The organism is Plantibacter sp. LMC-P-059a, assembly GCF_030209505.1.
GTDB lineage: Bacteria > Actinomycetota > Actinomycetes > Actinomycetales > Microbacteriaceae > Plantibacter.
In genome coordinates, this window is record NZ_JARVRZ010000007.1 from 215402 (window position 1) to 230123 (window position 14722).

General features: G+C 68.0%; 14 protein-coding genes. 2 read left to right on the forward strand and 12 right to left on the reverse strand.

Annotated elements, in window-relative coordinates; translation table 11 throughout:
* The first annotated feature begins 89 nt into the window (after positions 1-89).
* Positions 90-767 (forward strand): hypothetical protein, encoded by a 678-nt coding sequence (locus QRN27_RS17165; RefSeq protein WP_285043262.1) that lies wholly within the window; start codon positions 90-92, stop codon positions 765-767.
* Here the strand turns inward: QRN27_RS17165 and QRN27_RS17170 are convergent.
* The 12 genes from QRN27_RS17170 to thrS all read right to left on the reverse strand — a co-directional run bounded on the left by QRN27_RS17170 (position 754) and on the right by thrS (position 13771).
* Positions 754-3009 carry a RelA/SpoT family protein gene (locus QRN27_RS17170; RefSeq protein ID WP_056005819.1) on the reverse strand — a complete coding sequence of 752 codons (2256 nt, stop codon included), beginning with the start codon at positions 3007-3009 and terminating at the stop codon, positions 754-756. The genes QRN27_RS17165 and QRN27_RS17170 overlap by 14 nt on opposite strands.
* A gap of 47 nt (positions 3010-3056) precedes the next feature.
* Positions 3057-4097 carry a protein translocase subunit SecF gene (secF, locus tag QRN27_RS17175; RefSeq protein ID WP_194670003.1) on the reverse strand — a complete coding sequence of 347 codons (1041 nt, stop codon included), beginning with the start codon at positions 4095-4097 and terminating at the stop codon, positions 3057-3059.
* Positions 4097-5848: a protein translocase subunit SecD gene (gene secD / locus QRN27_RS17180; RefSeq protein ID WP_285043263.1), complete on the reverse strand. Its 1752-nt coding sequence runs from the start codon at positions 5846-5848 to the stop codon at positions 4097-4099. The genes secF and secD overlap by 1 nt, the downstream gene beginning before the upstream one ends.
* A 64-nt stretch (positions 5849-5912) precedes the next feature.
* Entirely contained in the window at positions 5913-6293 is a 381-nt protein-coding gene (locus tag QRN27_RS17185) for a preprotein translocase subunit YajC (protein WP_285043273.1), read from the reverse strand.
* 72 nt (positions 6294-6365) lie between these two features.
* A complete protein-coding gene (ruvB, locus tag QRN27_RS17190) occupies positions 6366-7397 on the reverse strand; it encodes a Holliday junction branch migration DNA helicase RuvB (protein ID WP_056005830.1) in 1032 nt (343 codons plus the stop codon).
* Positions 7394-8020 carry a Holliday junction branch migration protein RuvA gene (gene ruvA, locus QRN27_RS17195; RefSeq protein ID WP_056005833.1) on the reverse strand — a complete coding sequence of 209 codons (627 nt, stop codon included), beginning with the start codon at positions 8018-8020 and terminating at the stop codon, positions 7394-7396. The genes ruvB and ruvA overlap by 4 nt, the downstream gene beginning before the upstream one ends.
* Positions 8017-8649, reverse strand: a complete 633-nt coding sequence (ruvC, locus tag QRN27_RS17200) for a crossover junction endodeoxyribonuclease RuvC (RefSeq protein WP_285043264.1) — start codon at positions 8647-8649, stop codon at positions 8017-8019. The genes ruvA and ruvC overlap by 4 nt, the downstream gene beginning before the upstream one ends.
* A gap of 94 nt (positions 8650-8743) precedes the next feature.
* On the reverse strand, positions 8744-9505 hold the full coding sequence (locus QRN27_RS17205; RefSeq protein WP_056005840.1) for a YebC/PmpR family DNA-binding transcriptional regulator: 762 nt from the start codon (positions 9503-9505) through the stop codon (positions 8744-8746).
* 97 nt (positions 9506-9602) lie between these two features.
* Complete coding sequence (gene pdxT, locus QRN27_RS17210; protein ID WP_285043265.1) at positions 9603-10199, reverse strand: pyridoxal 5'-phosphate synthase glutaminase subunit PdxT; 597 nt, start codon at positions 10197-10199, stop codon at positions 9603-9605.
* A gap of 42 nt (positions 10200-10241) precedes the next feature.
* A complete protein-coding gene (pdxS, locus tag QRN27_RS17215) occupies positions 10242-11147 on the reverse strand; it encodes a pyridoxal 5'-phosphate synthase lyase subunit PdxS (RefSeq protein WP_056777507.1) in 906 nt (301 codons plus the stop codon).
* Between the two features lie 99 nt (positions 11148-11246).
* Positions 11247-11807: an HIT family protein gene (locus QRN27_RS17220; RefSeq protein WP_056005849.1), complete on the reverse strand. Its 561-nt coding sequence runs from the start codon at positions 11805-11807 to the stop codon at positions 11247-11249.
* Positions 11804-13771, reverse strand: coding sequence for a threonine--tRNA ligase (gene thrS / locus QRN27_RS17225; protein WP_056777511.1), 1968 nt, complete (start codon positions 13769-13771; stop codon positions 11804-11806). Before thrS ends, QRN27_RS17220 begins: the two co-directional genes overlap by 4 nt.
* A 137-nt stretch (positions 13772-13908) precedes the next feature.
* Between thrS and QRN27_RS17230 the strand changes: the two genes are divergently transcribed.
* Entirely contained in the window at positions 13909-14592 is a 684-nt protein-coding gene (locus tag QRN27_RS17230) for a lysoplasmalogenase (RefSeq protein WP_162239328.1), read from the forward strand.
* Positions 14593-14722 lie beyond the last annotated feature (130 nt).

Consider the following 14722-nt stretch of genomic DNA (forward strand, 5'->3'; position numbering starts at 1 on the left):
CACGCTCCACGCGCCGCCCGCCGGCCGCGTTCTCCACAGATGCATCCCACGATCCTCCTGCAGGAGCACTCCTGCAGGAGGATCGTCGTATGTCCACGGCACTTCCCACGCGCTCCCCCGGCCGAACCCCCACCAGTTCGACGAAGGGGGTGCGCTCCGGTCGCCTGGCGGTCTACCTGCAGCCGCCGGAGCTCTCGGTCGCCGAGTTCGCCGCCGCCCGCTTGGACGGCGAGGTCTTCGCCTTCGAAGACGGCTACTGCAGTGTCGACGAACCGGACACGGTCCGGCTGCGTGCCGCGGTCCTGACACGGTTGTCGGGTCTGGACGGTGCGACCATCGCCGAGACGAGTGCTGCCTGGCTCCATGGTGCGGCCCTGGTCGCACCCCGCGTCCACACCGGGTTCGTGACGCCGGATCGCCGGAGTCGACGGGTGGCCCGGGTACAGCTCCGCCAGGTGTCCTTGCGACCGGACGACAGCGAGCCGTGCGGCCCGCTGCGGGTCACGACTCCCACCCGCACGGTGGCCGACCTGGCTCGGCGGACCGGCGCGGACGCCGAACCGGCATTGGCCACGATCCGCAACTACTTCCTGCTGGGTCTGACCAGCCCTGAGGAGGTCGTCGCCTGGGTCCGCTCGGTCCCGCGGGTCCTCGGTGGCTCGCGGATCCTCCGCGTCGTGTCGGGCGCGACCGAGGTGATGCTCCCCGGTCTCGAACCGAGCGCCGGAGAACTCGCCTCGTGGTCGCTCCCGCTCAGCCGCCGTTGACGCGGTAGACGTCGTAGACGGTGTCGATGCGCCGGACGGCGTTGAGGACGCGGTCGAGGTGGGTGGTGTCACCCATCTCGAACACGAAACGACTGATCGCCAGACGGTCGCTCGAGGTGTTGACCGTCGCGGAGAGGATGTTCACGTGGTACTCGGACAGCACCCGGGTGACGTCCGACAGCAGGCCGGCGCGGTCCAAGGCCTCGACCTGGATCTGCACGAGGAACACGCTCTTCGACGACGGCGCCCACTCGACGTCGATCATGCGCTCCGGCTCTTGCAGGAGGCTCTGCACGTTGTGACAGTCGCCCCGATGGACGGAGACGCCGGACCCCCGGGTGACGAACCCGACGATTTCGTCCCCCGGCACCGGAGTGCAGCACTTGGCGAGCTTGACGAGGATGTCGGGGGCACCGAGCACCAGGACGCCGGAGTCGCTGTTCTGCAGCCGCTCTCGTCGGCTGCCGCGGACCGGCACGGTGTACTCCGCGTGCTCGCTGTCCGCGTCCTTCTGCAGCAGCGCGACGACCTTCTCGAGCACCGACTGTGTCGACACGTGGCCCTCGCCGACGGCGGCGTAGAGCGCGGTGACGTCCTCGTAGCGCAACTGCGCCGCGACCTCCGCGAAGGAGTCCTGGTTCATGAGCTTCTGCAGGGGCAGGTTCTGCTTCCGCATGGCGCGCGCGATGGCGTCACGACCCTGTTCGATCGCCTCGTCCCGGCGTTCCTTCGTGAACCACTGACGGATCTTGTTGCGCGCCCTGGGGCTCTTGACGAAGTTCAACCAGTCCTGGCTCGGACCGGAGTCGGGGTTCTTGGAGGTGAACACCTCGACGACGTCACCCGTGTTCAACGAGCTCTCGAGCGGCACGAGGCGACCGTTGACCCGGGCACCCATCGTGCGGTGGCCGACTTCCGTATGGACCGCGTACGCGAAGTCGACCGGGGTGGCGCCGGCGGGCAGCCCGACGACGCGGCCCTTCGGGGTGAAGACGTAGACCTCTTTCGCGCCGATCTCGAAGCGCAACGAGTCGAGGAACTCCCCCGGGTCGGCGGTCTCGGCCTGCCAGTCCGAGATGTGCGCGAGCCAGGCCATCGAGTTGTCCGGTTCAGCGGAGGTGGCGGTCTTCCCGCTGTTCATCCGCTCCTTGTACTTCCAGTGCGCCGCGACACCGAACTCGGCACGCTGGTGCATCTCGTTCGTCCGGATCTGGATCTCCACCGGCTTGCCACCGGGGCCGACGACGGTGGTGTGCAGCGACTGGTACAGGTTGAACTTCGGCGTCGCGATGTAGTCCTTGAAGCGACCGGGGACGGGCGTCCAGCGCGCGTGGATCGAGCCGAGGACCGCGTAACAGTCGCGCAGCGAGTTGACGAGCACCCGGATGCCGACGAGGTCGTAGATGTCGTCGAACTCGCGGCCCCGGACCACCATCTTCTGGTAGATCGAGTAGTACTGCTTGGGTCGACCGGCCACCTTGCCGCGGATCTTCTGTGCCTTGAGGTCTTCGTTCACCGCGTCGATGACGTGCTGCACGTACTCCTCGCGCTGCGGCGTCCGCTGCTTCACGAGGGACTCGATCTCGGCGTACAGCTTGGGGTACAGCACGGCGAACGAGAGGTCCTCGAGCTCCCACTTGATCGCCTGGATACCGAGCCGGTGGGCGAGCGGCGCGTAGATCTCGAGCGTCTCGGTGGCCTTCTTCGCAGCCTTCTCGGCCGGGACGAAGCCCCAGGTGCGCGCATTGTGCAGACGGTCCGCGAGCTTGATGATCAGGACCCGGATGTCCTTCGACATCGCGACGATCATCTTCCGGACCGTCTCGGCCTGCGCGCTGTCGCCGTACTTGACCTTGTCGAGCTTCGTCACCCCGTCGACGAGCATCGCGACCTCGTCGCCGAAGTCCGCGTGCAACTGGTCGAGCGAGTACTCGGTGTCTTCGACCGTGTCGTGCAGGAGTGCGGCGACGATGGTCTTCGGGCCGATACCGAGATCGGCCAGGATCTGGGAGACGGCGACCGGGTGGGTGATGTACGGCTCGCCACTCTGTCGCTTCTGCCCCGAGTGGGCCCGCTCAGCGACCGTGTACGCGCGCTCGATGAGCGCGAGGTCCGCCTTCGGGTGGTGCTGACGCACCGTCCGCATCAGCGTGTCGACGGCTCCCGCAGGCTGCGCCTTCGAGAAGATCCGAGGGACGAGACGGCGCAGGGAGGCCGTCGAGGAAGTCGTGGTGTCCGCCATCTCAGGCCTCCCTGCGTCCGTGCACGCGGTTGTTCGTCGCTCTCAGGTCAACGCGCCAGCGGCGCGTCGGCTTCCGTGCGTTCGCCGTCGGCGGCATCCGATCCCTGGGCCCGCTCGCGCGCCTGCAGCACGCGCTTGTCGTGCTTGGCGATGCGAGGCTCGTTGTGCCGGAAGTTCGCGTAGAGCGGCGCGGCGACGAAGATCGTCGAGTACGTGCCCACCAGGATACCGACGAGCAGGGCGAGGGAGATGTCGCGCAGGGTGTCCGCTCCGAGCACGAAGGCACCGAAGAAGAGGATTGCGGCGACCGGAAGGGCAGCCACGACACCCGTGTTGATCGAGCGGACGAGGGTCTGGTTCACCGCGAGGTTCACCGACTCCCCGAACGTGCGCGCAGCGCCATCGGCGTCGAGCGTCGTGTTCTCACGGATCTTGTCGAACACCACCACGGTGTCGTAGAGCGAGAAGCCGAGGATGGTGAGGAACCCGATCATCGCCGCCGGGGTGATCTCCCACCCGGTCGCGGCATACACACCCGCGGTGATCACGAGGTCGTGCATGAGGGACAGCAGTGCAGCCGCCGACATCTTCCAGGTGCGGAAGTACAGCGCCATGAGGATCGCCGCGAGCACCAGGAAGACGATCAGTCCGACGATCGCCTGCTTGGAGACGTCTTGGCCCCAGGAAGGACCGATGAACGAGCTGGTGATGTCGGACTGCTCGACCCCGTAGGCGTCGGCCAGTGCCGCAGCCACCTGCTGGGTCACCTTGTCGTTCTCGAGCTGGTCGGTCTGGACGCGGACGGCGTCTCCACCCACGACGGTCACGTGGGTCGTCGCGCCGGCGACGACGGAGGAGACCGCGTCTTCCGCGAGGGTCTGATCGGTGCTCTTGACGTCCGCGATCTGGAACTGCGACCCACCGCGGAACTCGATGCCGAAGTTGAAGCCGCCCTTGACGACGGGGATCAGGATGGAGGCGACGACCGCGATGATGGCGATCGTGTACCAGATCTTGCGCTTACCGACGAAGTCGTAGGAGCGCTTGCCGGTGTAGAGCTCGTTTCCGAACCGTGCGAACGCACCCATCAGGAGTCCTTCCCATCGGTCGGCAGATCGTCTGATCTGGTCTCTGAACCGCCGCCGACGAGCGCGGCCTGCTTCCGCTCGGCGATCGTCTGCCGCTTCGCCGCCTCACGGCTGCTGGATGCCGACTTGGCGCCGGGGACGCCAGCGGGCTTGCGGAACTCGGCACGGCCGCGGTAGATCGCCCCGAGCGCGGACGGGTCGAGGCCCGTGAACGGCTTGCCGCTGTTGAACAGCTTCGTCTGCCCGAGGAGCTGCATCATCGGGTGCGTGAAGAGCAGCACGACGATGACGTCGATGATGGTCGTCACGCCGAGGGTCAATGCGAACCCACGGACGTTGCCGATGGCGAGGACGTAGAGCACGACCGCCGACAGGAGGTTGACGCCCTTCGCCGCATAGATGGTGCGCTTCGCACGCTTCCATCCGGCCTCGACGGCGGACTCCAGCCCGCGTCCGTCGCGGAGCTCGTCCTTGATGCGCTCGAAGTAGACGATGAACGAGTCGGCCGTGAACCCGATGGCCACGATCAACCCCGCTATGCCGGCGAGCGACAGTCGGAAGCCCTGTCGCCAGGACATCAGCAGGATCACGATGTACGTCAGGACCGCGGCGGCGACGAGCGAGGCGATCGTGACGGTACCCAGCAACCGGTATTGGAACAGGGTGTAGATCACGACGAGGATGAGTCCGATGAGCCCGGCGATCAATCCGCTCTCGAGCTGCGTGGACCCGAGGGTCGCCGAGATGGTGTCCTGGCTCTGGACCACGAAGCTGATGGGCAACGCGCCGAACTTGAGCTGGTCGGCGAGGGTCTTCGCGGACTCCTCGGTGAACGACCCGCTGATCTCCGGCTTGCCGTCGGAGATGACCGCGAGGGACTGCGGTGCGGAGATGACGTTGCCGTCGAGCACGATCGCGAACTGGTTCTGTGGGCTCTGCAGCGCGGTGAGTCGACCGGTGACGTCGGCGAAGAGCTTCGTGCCCTGCTCGTTGAAGACGGGGTAGACGGCCCACTCGCCGGTGCTGGCGCCGTTCTGCGTGGTCTTGATGCCGGCGCTCGCGTCCGAGAGGTCCTGACCGGACACCTCGACGGGACCGAGGACGTACTTGAACGTGCCGTCGACGTCGCAGGTGACGAGCGGTTCCGCTGCAGGTGCTGCCGTGGCGTCGAGCGAATCGGCCTCGGCGGCGCAGTCATACGCCTGGAACTGGGCGTACAGCGCCGGCGTGACCTGGGAGAGGTCGCTCGCGTCGGTGGGGGCGGCCGTCGGGGTGCTCTCGAGACCGGGGTCGGGTGTCGGGTACGGCGTCGAAGCGCCGTCCTCTCCGATGAAGGTGTTCGACGGCTGGCCGGGCGTCAACTGCTGCGACGTCAGGACCGGCCGGAACTCGAGCTTCGCCGAGGACTGGATGCGCTGCAGCGTCGCCTCGTCGGGCGTGCCGGGGATGGCGACGACGACGTTCTGGCCCTGCGTGGTGATCTCGGCTTCGGAGACACCGGACGCGTCCACACGCTGCCGGATGATGGCCACCGCCTGGTTGAGCTGCTCGTTCGAGACCGTCTGGCCGGACTCGAGCTTCGGCGCCAGGATGATCTGCGTGCCACCCTCGAGGTCCAGGGCCAGCTTGGGCGCCCAGGAACTGTTCCCCCAGAGGACTCCGGCCGCGTTGATCGCGAACAAACCGATGAGGATTACGCCAAGCCACGTGAGCGAACGCCACGCCTTCTTGACCGGAGTCGACTTTGCCAAACTCGGAACTCAGCTTTCTCTGCGAGCAGACGCACGACGGCGCCTGCCCGGGAAGGGATTGGGACTAGTCGTCGCTCTTCTGGGGCTTCGAGGAGTCCTCGACGCGCTGACCGTACTCGGCCTTGGTCTCGATGCCTGCGGCGTCGTCCGGGATCGACTCGACGACGGGAGCGTCCTCGACGGTCTCGGAGACGGCCGAGGGAACGACGGCACCGGCGTAGCGCGGGTCGATCGTGACGATGACCCCGGGAGCGATCTCGACGTCGGCCTTCCGGGCGTCGCGGTCCATGGAGATGAGCGTGCCGTACACGCCGAAGCCGGTGAGCACCTCTGCACCCGGGAGGAGCTTCTGCTCCGTCTCCGCGGCCTGCTTCTTCCGCTTGTTGTTGCTCACCATCATGAACACGATCATGACGCCGGCGAGGCCGAACAGGACGAGGGTCATTGCATCCACGATGGGAACCTTCCAGAGGAGATTGAGGGCGGGAGACGTTGGGAACGCACCGCCAAAGGGAAATTATAGGCCATCGAGGGTGGCGCCGGGCTGGGAAGGTGTTCTGCCGAAGTGGCGCCAGGCCGACGGCGTCGCCACACGGCCCCGCGGTGTCCGCGTGATGAGGCCGATCCGGACGAGGAACGGCTCCACGACGGACTCGATCGTCTCGGGTTCCTCACCCACGGAGACCGCCAGGGTGCTGAGGCCGACCGGGCCCCCGGCGAAACGATCCAACATGCCCTCCATCACCGAGCGGTCGAGACGGTCGAGGCCGAGGGCGTCGACGTCGTAGAGCTCGAGGGCTGCCCGGACCGTGTCGAGGTCGGCACGGCCGCCATGCACGAGCGCGTAGTCGCGGACCCGACGCAACAGCCGGTTCGCTATCCGAGGGGTTCCCCGACACCGACCGGCGATCTCTTCGACCGCGCGGGCATCGATGTCGAGACCGAGCATGTCCGCCGTCCGGTGGAGCACCTGCTGGAGTTCCGGCTCGTCGTAGAACTCGAGGTGCGCGGTGAACCCGAAGCGGTCACGCAGCGGGTTCGGCAGGAGTCCGGACCTCGTGGTGGCGCCGACGAGCGTGAACGGAGCGAGCTCCAGCGGGATGCTCGTCGCACCGGCACCCTTGCCGACCATGATGTCGATGCGGAAGTCCTCCATCGCGAGGTAGAGCATCTCCTCCGCCGGCCGGGCCATGCGGTGGATCTCGTCGATGAACAGGACCTCGCCCGGCGTCAGGGAGGACAGGACGGCGGCAAGGTCTCCGGCGTGCTGGATCGCCGGGCCGCTCGTCAGTCGGAGCGGCTTGCCCGTCTCGTGCGCGACGATCATGGCGAGCGTCGTCTTGCCGAGACCGGGCGGACCCGCGAGGAGGATGTGGTCCGGCGTGCGGTTCTGCATCCCGGCGGCGGTGATGAGCAGCTGCAGTTGCCCGCGGGCCTTGGACTGCCCGACGAACTCGGAGAGCGATCGCGGACGCAGTGCGCCTTCGAACGCCAGTTCCGCGTCGGACTCGGATGCCGGGTTGGTGAGGTCTTCGGGGGTGTCCGTCACGAGGTGCGGCCTCCGGCATGCGCCGGACCGAGTCTCCCGAGGGCCAGACGGATGAGGGACGGGACCGCGGAGAGATCGGCGGCGCTCGCCTCGGCAGAGGCCTCGACGACCGCCTGGGTCGCGGTCTTCTCAGGCCACCCCAGGCCGATGAGGGCCGTCACGACCTGATCGGCGACCGCGGCGGCGTTGACCGTGGTGGCCGGAGCCTCCGGGGCCGTGCGGGTGACGCGCAGCTTGCCGGCGAGCGAGAGGGTGATGAGTTTGGCGGTCTTCGGGCCGATGCCGGAGACCTTCCGGAACGGCGCGTCGTCATCGGCGGCGATGGCGGTCGCGATCTGCTCCGGAGTGAGGGCCTCGAGCACACCGAGCGCAGACTTCGGGCCGACGCCGGTGACGCTGACGAGGAGTTCGAAGACCGACAACTCCTCGGCGGACCGGAAGCCGAACAGGGACAGCGAGTCCTCGCGGACGATGAGGGTGGTGGAGAGCAGGGCCTCGGAGCCGACGCGCAACGACAGCGCGTGCGCCGGGGTCACCTGGACCGCGAAGCCGACCCCGCCGACCTCGACCACCACGAGGTTGCCGACCGCGCTCAGAACGGTGCCACGGAGGGAGGAGATCATGCTTCCAGCCTAGGGCTCTGGGCGGCGCGGGCTCGGACCGCCGCCTCGCGTGGACCCCCGCCCCGCTCCGCAGCAGCCCAGGCGAGCTGCGCCGGGGTGAGCGCGGCGCTCCCCCGCGGTGATGCACCGGCCGGCGCCGCGGCGGTCGATACGACCGGTCTCCAGGCGTGGCAGATGGCGAGTGCCAGGGCGTCGGCGGCGTCGGCCGGTTTGGGCAGCTCGTCGAGACCCAGGATCCGCGCGACCATCGTCTGCACCTGGAGTTTGTCGGCGCGTCCGTACCCGGTCACGGCGGCTTTGACCTCGCTCGGGGTGTGCAGTCCGACGGGAATCCCGTTCGCGGCCGCGGCGTGCAGCGCCAGGCCGCTCGCCTGGGCCGTGCCCATGACGGTCCGGACGTTGTGCTGCGCGAACACCCGTTCGACGGCCATGGCGGTCGGCGACGTGCGTTCGATCGCCTCGGCGATGCCCTGAGCGATCAGCAGCAGCCGTTGTTCGAGAGGCGCGTGCGCGTCGGTGCGGATGACGCCGTACTCCACCATCGTGGCCTTCCGTCCCGGCATGACGTCCACGACGCCCACCCCGCATCGGGTCAGGCCGGGATCGATGCCGAGGACACGCAGAGTCATGCTCCGACCCTAAGCGAGCCTCGGGCGGGTATCGGCTCCTCGAGACGGAGTGTCGTACATCCGTTCGAACGCGGGCGCCCGGTCGGGACAGGTGCTACTCGTCGTCGGACTCCAACTCGGCCTGCACCTCGGGGGTCAGGTCGAAGTTGCTGTAGATGTTCTGGACGTCGTCGTTGTCCTCGAGCGCATCGATCAGCTTGAAGACCTTCCGGGCGGTGTCGGCGTCGATCTCGACCTTGAGGCTCGGGACGAAGGCGACATCGGCCGAGTCGTAGTCGATGCCCGCCTCCTGCAACGCCGTGCGGGTCGCGACCATGTCGCTCGGCTCGGTGACGACCTCGAAGGTCTCGGCCTCGGCGTTGACCTCCTCGGCACCGGCGTCGAGCACCGCGGCGAGGACGTCGTCCTCGGTGGTGCCCTCGGCCTGGACGACGATGAGTCCCTTGCGCTGGAAGTTGTAGGCGACGGAGCCCGGGTCGGCCATGGTGCCGCCGTTGCGGGACATCAGTGTCCGGACGTCGGCTGCGGCTCGGTTCTTGTTGTCGGTGAGGCACTCGACGAGGAGGGCGACGCCGTTCGGACCGTACCCCTCGTACATGATCGTGGTGTAGTCGATGACCTCGCCGGTGAGGCCGGCGCCACGCTTGACGGCGCGGTCGATGTTGTCGTTCGGGACCGAGGTCTTCTTCGCCTTCTGGATGGCGTCCTGCAGCGTCGGGTTGCCCGCGAGGTCTGCACCGCCCATCTTGGCGGCGACCTCGATGTTCTTGATGAGCTTGGCGAAGGACTTCGCGCGACGGCCGTCGATGACCGCCTTCTTGTGCTTGGTCGTGGCCCACTTGGAGTGTCCGGACATGTGCTCCCTAACTGCGTGAAAAGAACCTGACCAGTCTAGGCCAGCGGCCCGGAACTCGCGATCACGGTGCGCGTCGCGGCGGTGCCGCACCCGAGCCTCAGACGGCCGAACGGACCGTGTCGAGGAAGTAGGCGTGGAAGCGGGTGTCCCCGGTCACCTCCGGGTGGAAGGAGGTGCCGAGCAGTCGCCCCTGCTGGACGGCGACCATCCGGCCGTCCGGCAACGAGGCGAGTGGCGTCACGTCGGGACCCGCCGCCTCCACGACCGGCGCGCGGATGAAGACCGCGTGCACCGGGGGTTCGCCGAGGACCGGGATGCGCAGCTCCGTCTCGAAGGAGTCGAGCTGCGAGCCGAAGGCGTTGCGGCGGACGGACACGTCGAGTCCGCCGAGACCGTGCTGTCCGGCGATGCCGTCGAGGATGCGATCCGCCAGCAGGATCAGGCCGGCGCAGGTGCCGTACACCGGCAGTCCCTCGGCGATCGCCTGGCGCAACGGGTCGACGAGGTCGAAGGCACGCGCGAGCTTCTCCATGACGCTCGATTCGCCACCGGGGAGGACGAGTCCGTCGACACCCGACAGCTCGGACGGACGCCTGACCAGCCTGACGTCCGCTCCGAGGTGTTCGAGCACCGCCGCGTGCTCGCGGAAGTCCCCTTGGAGCGCGAGGACGCCGACCCGCGGTCGCGTCGTCATCGCCCGACCTGGGCCGAGGCGTCGCGCAGCGCCGGGAGGCCGCTACCAGCCACGCTCGGAGAGCCGGTGCGGGGCCGCGAGGTCGGCGACGTTGATACCGACCATCGCCTCGCCGAGTCCGCGCGAGACCTCGGCGATGACGGCGGGATCGTCGAAGAACGTCGTCGCCTTGACGACCGCCGCCGCGCGCTGTGCGGGGTTGCCGGACTTGAAGATACCCGAGCCGACGAAGACGCCGTCTGCTCCGAGCTGCATCATCATCGCGGCGTCGGCAGGCGTCGCGACGCCGCCGGCGGTGAACAGCACGACGGGGAGCTTGCCGGTCTCGGCGATCTCGACGACGAGGTCGTAGGGCGCCTGCAGCTCCTTGGCCGCGACGTAGAGCTCGTCCTTCGACATCGACGACAGGCTCGCGATCTCCGAGCGGATCTTCCGGATGTGCTTCGTCGCCTCGGAGACGTCGCCCGTACCCGCTTCCCCCTTCGAACGGATCATCGCAGCGCCCTCGGTGATCCGTCGCAGCGCCTCGCCCAGGTTGGTCGCACCGCAGACGAACGGGACGTCGAAGTTCCACTTGTCGATGTGGTTGACGTAGTCGGCCGGACTCAGCACCTCGGACTCGTCGATGTAGTCGACGTCGAGCGCCTGCAGTACCTGCGCCTCGACGAAGTGGCCGATGCGGGCCTTGGCCATCACCGGGATGGACACCTCGGCGATGATGGACTCGATGAGGTCGGGGTCGCTCATCCGCGCGACGCCACCCTGCGAGCGGATGTCGGCGGGAACGCGCTCGAGGGCCATCACGGCGACGGCCCCGGCGTCCTCGGCGATGCGGGCCTGCTCGGCGGTGACGACGTCCATGATGACGCCGCCCTTGAGCATCTCGGCGAGGCCTCGCTTCACGCGGTTCGAGCCGTGCTGTCCAGTGGTCGTGCTGCTGTCGGTCATGGTGGCGAGCGTAGCCCCGAGTGGCCTGGCGATGCTCCGTCCAACGGCCGGAAATTGGACTTGGGCTCGAGCGGTCTTGACCGGGTCGGCCCCGGCGGATCAGTCGGACGTCGGCCAGGCCTCCGCGATGGATCGGCGCACGTCGCCGAGGAGCTGCGGGAGCGCCTTGGTCTGGGCGATGATCGGGAAGAAGTTCGCGTCCGTCGCCCAGCGCGGGACGATGTGCTGGTGGAGGTGGGCGGCGATCCCGGCGCCGGCGACCGCACCCTGGTTCATGCCCAGGTTGAAGCCGTCGTTGTTCGACACCGATCGGAGGACCCGCATCGCCGTCTGCGTCAGACTGCCGATCTCGGCGACCTCGGCAGGCGTCGCATCGTCGTACATCGCGACGTGGCGGTACGGGCAGACGAGCAGGTGCCCGGAGTTGTACGGGAACAGGTTGAGGAGCACGAAGGCGTGTTCTCCGCGGTGCACGATGAGCGCGGACTCGTCGTCGAGGGTCGGTGCGATGCAGAACGGGCAGCCGTCGTCGGACGGTTGACCCTGCTTGATGTACACCATCCGGTGGGGCGTCCACAGACGCTGGAACGCGTCCGGGACGCCCACCAGGTGGGAGGTGTCGATCGACTCGAACGACTCCGGATCCGTGCCCGAGGTCATGCGGGCAGATCCGATGCGGTGTTCACCTGCAGCTTCGCGGCGATGGCGGCTCGGATCCGACGTACCGCGTCGGCGACGGGCACACCGTTCTCCTGGGTGCCGTCGCGGAAGCGGAAGCTCACCGCGCCGTTGGCCTGGTCCTCCTCGCCCACGATCAGCTGCACCGGGGTCTTGGCCTTGGTGTGGTTGCGGATCTTCTTCTGCATCCGGTCGTCGGAGGCGTCGAGTTCGGCGCGGACGCCGGACGAGCGCAACTCGGCGACGACCCCGCCGAGGAATTCCTCGTACTGCTCGGACACGGGGATGCCGACGACCTGGACGGGGGCGAGCCACACGGGGAACGCTCCGGCGTAGTGCTCGAGGAGGATCGCGAAGAAGCGCTCGATCGAGCCGAGCAGTGCCCGGTGGATCATCGCCGGGCGCTTCCGCGTGCCGTCTGCCGCCGTGTATTCGAGTTCGAAGAGCTCGGGCAGGTTGAAGTCGAGCTGCACGGTGGACAGCTGCCAGGTCCGGCCGATCGCGTCGCGGGCCTGCACGGAGATCTTCGGGCCGTAGAACGCGGCGCCGGCCGGATCGAGCACGAGTTCGAGACCGGATTCGATCGCGACCTCCCGGAGGGTCTCCGTCGCTTCGTCCCAGACCTCGTCGGTGCCGACGTACTTGTCGGGGTCCTTCGTCGAGAGCTCAAGGTAGAAGTCGTCGAGGCCGTACCCGCGGAGGGTCTCCAGGACGAACTGCAGCTGACGCCCGACCTCGTCCTTGACCTGGTCGTCGGTCACGTAGATGTGGGCGTCGTCCTGCGTGAGCCCACGGACGCGGGTCAGGCCGGAGAGCGTCCCGCTCTTCTCGTACCGGTAGACCGTGCCGAACTCGGCGAGCCGGAGCGGGAGCTCACGGTAACTGCGGCCGCGTGCACGGTAGATCAGGTTGTGCATCGGGCAGTTCATGGGCTTCAGGTAGTAGTCCTGTCCCTGGCGGGTGACGTGACCGTCGGCGTCGACCTCCTGGTCGAGGTGCATCGCCGGGAACATGCCGTCCTTGTACCAGGCGAGGTGCTGGCTGACCTCGAAGAGGTGCCCCTTGGTGATGTGCGGGGTGTTGACCAGCTCGTAGCCGGATGCGAGCAGACGCTCGCGCATGTAGTTCTCGATCTCGTTGCGGATGATGCCGCCCTTGGGGTGGAACACCGCGAGACCGGAGCCGATCTCCTCCGGGAAGCTGAAGAGGTCGAGTTCGGCACCGAGCTTGCGGTGGTCGCGCTTGGCCGCCTCCTCGATCCGGGTCTGGTAGGCGCGGAGCTCGTCCTTCGTCGCCCAGGCCGTGCCGTAGATGCGCTGCAGCTGCGGGTTCTTCTCGCTCCCCCGCCAGTAGGCGGCGGCGAGGCGGGTCAGGGCCCAGCCGTTGCCGATCATGCGGGTGTTCGGGAGGTGCGGCCCGCGGCAGAGGTCCTTCCAGACCGTCTCCCCCGTTTTCGGGTCGACGTTGTCGTAGATGGTGAGCTCGGCGCCGCCGACCTCGACGTTCTCGTCGTCGGCCGCCGATCCGCCCTTGAGGCCGATCAGCTCGAGCTTGTAGGGCTCCCCGGCGAGTTCCGTCCGCGCCTCGTCCTCGGTCACGACGCGGCGCACGAACCGCTGGCCCTGACGGATGATGCGCTCCATCGTCTTCTGCAGCACCTTGAGCGCCTCAGGCGTGAAGGGCGCGGCGACGTCGAAGTCGTAGTAGAAGCCGTCGGTGACGGGCGGTCCGATGCCGAGGTTGGCATGTGGGTCGATCTGCTGCACGGCCTGTGCGAGCACGTGGGCGGCCGAGTGGCGCAGGATGCTAAGACCGTCCGGCGAATCGAGGTGGACCGGCTCGACGGTGTCCGTCTCCGTCACGGTGGCCGCGAGGTCCTTCAGTTCGCCGTTGACGCGCATGGCGACCACGGATCGGTCGGTGAACAGTGCGAACCCGTCACTCACGGATGATCTCTCTTTCTCAGGTGAAACCTTGGCCGTGCAAGCCTATCGTCGTCCGCGACGACGGGACGCTGCGGCCATGGTTCACGCTCGGCCGCATCGCTAGAGTGAAGGCCTACGACGTGACGGGGGTGGCGCTGATGACGGCTGGGCACAGGACCGGGGCCGCGACCGCGCTCTTCGCCGCGCTCCCCGCGGTCGCACTCGTGCACATCGTCGCCCTCGCCGCCGGCCAGGAGTGGCTGTCGCTCCTCACCAAGCCGTTCATCATGCTCGTCCTCGCATTGGCGCTCGTCTGGTCGATCCGACGACTGACGGCCGCTGCGGTCACCGCGCTCGTCGCGATCCTCTGCAGCTGGGCGGGCGACATCGCGCTCATGGTTCCGGGGCAACTCGCGTTCGGTGTGGGGATCCTGTTCTTCATGCTCGCGCAGGCCGGCTACGTCGTCCTCTTCGTGCGGCATCTGCGGACCAGGAAGCGTCCGCCCGCCTGGGCGCTCGTGTACCTGGTGTGGCTCGTCGCCGGCATCGCACTGCTCAGCCAGCAGGACATGGGGGCGCTGTATCCGGCGGTCGTCCTCTACGCCGTCGTGATCGGGGCCATGGCGGCGGCGTCGACGATGACGACGCCGACGATCGCCGTCGGCGGTGCGCTGTTCCTGGTCTCCGACTCGCTGATCGGGCTCGACCGCTTCGTCCCCGCGGTGACGGTCTGGGCGGCGGACGAGATCATCATGGCCACCTACGCTGCGGGCCAGGGCCTCATCGTGTGGGGTGTCGCGGAGATCCTGCGCCGCCGCGAACGGTCGGTCGTCTCCGTCTGAGCGGACACCCGACCCGCGCGTCGGGGGTTCAACGACGAAGGGCCCGAGCTGATCGCTCGGGCCCTTCGTCTTCCTGTGGGCGATACTGGGATCGAACCAGTGACCTCTTCCGTGTCAGGGAAGCGCGCTA

What these genes read in the sequence shown, in the direction of transcription:
- QRN27_RS17165 (WP_285043262.1), top strand. Translation starts at nt 90, where the DNA reads ATGTCCACGGCACTTCCCACGCGCTCCCCCGGCCGAACCCCCACCAGT.
- QRN27_RS17170 (WP_056005819.1), bottom strand. Translation starts at nt 3,009, where the DNA reads ATGGCGGACACCACGACTTCCTCGACGGCCTCCCTGCGCCGTCTCGTC.
- secF (WP_194670003.1), bottom strand. Translation starts at nt 4,097, where the DNA reads ATGGGTGCGTTCGCACGGTTCGGAAACGAGCTCTACACCGGCAAGCGC.
- QRN27_RS17185 (WP_285043273.1), bottom strand. Translation starts at nt 6,293, where the DNA reads ATGACCCTCGTCCTGTTCGGCCTCGCCGGCGTCATGATCGTGTTCATG.
- ruvA (WP_056005833.1), bottom strand. Translation starts at nt 8,020, where the DNA reads ATGATCTCCTCCCTCCGTGGCACCGTTCTGAGCGCGGTCGGCAACCTC.
- ruvC (WP_285043264.1), bottom strand. Translation starts at nt 8,649, where the DNA reads ATGACTCTGCGTGTCCTCGGCATCGATCCCGGCCTGACCCGATGCGGG.
- QRN27_RS17205 (WP_056005840.1), bottom strand. Translation starts at nt 9,505, where the DNA reads ATGTCCGGACACTCCAAGTGGGCCACGACCAAGCACAAGAAGGCGGTC.
- pdxT (WP_285043265.1), bottom strand. Translation starts at nt 10,199, where the DNA reads ATGACGACGCGACCGCGGGTCGGCGTCCTCGCGCTCCAAGGGGACTTC.
- pdxS (WP_056777507.1), bottom strand. Translation starts at nt 11,147, where the DNA reads ATGACCGACAGCAGCACGACCACTGGACAGCACGGCTCGAACCGCGTG.
- QRN27_RS17220 (WP_056005849.1), bottom strand. Translation starts at nt 11,807, where the DNA reads ATGACCTCGGGCACGGATCCGGAGTCGTTCGAGTCGATCGACACCTCC.
- QRN27_RS17230 (WP_162239328.1), top strand. Translation starts at nt 13,909, where the DNA reads ATGACGGCTGGGCACAGGACCGGGGCCGCGACCGCGCTCTTCGCCGCG.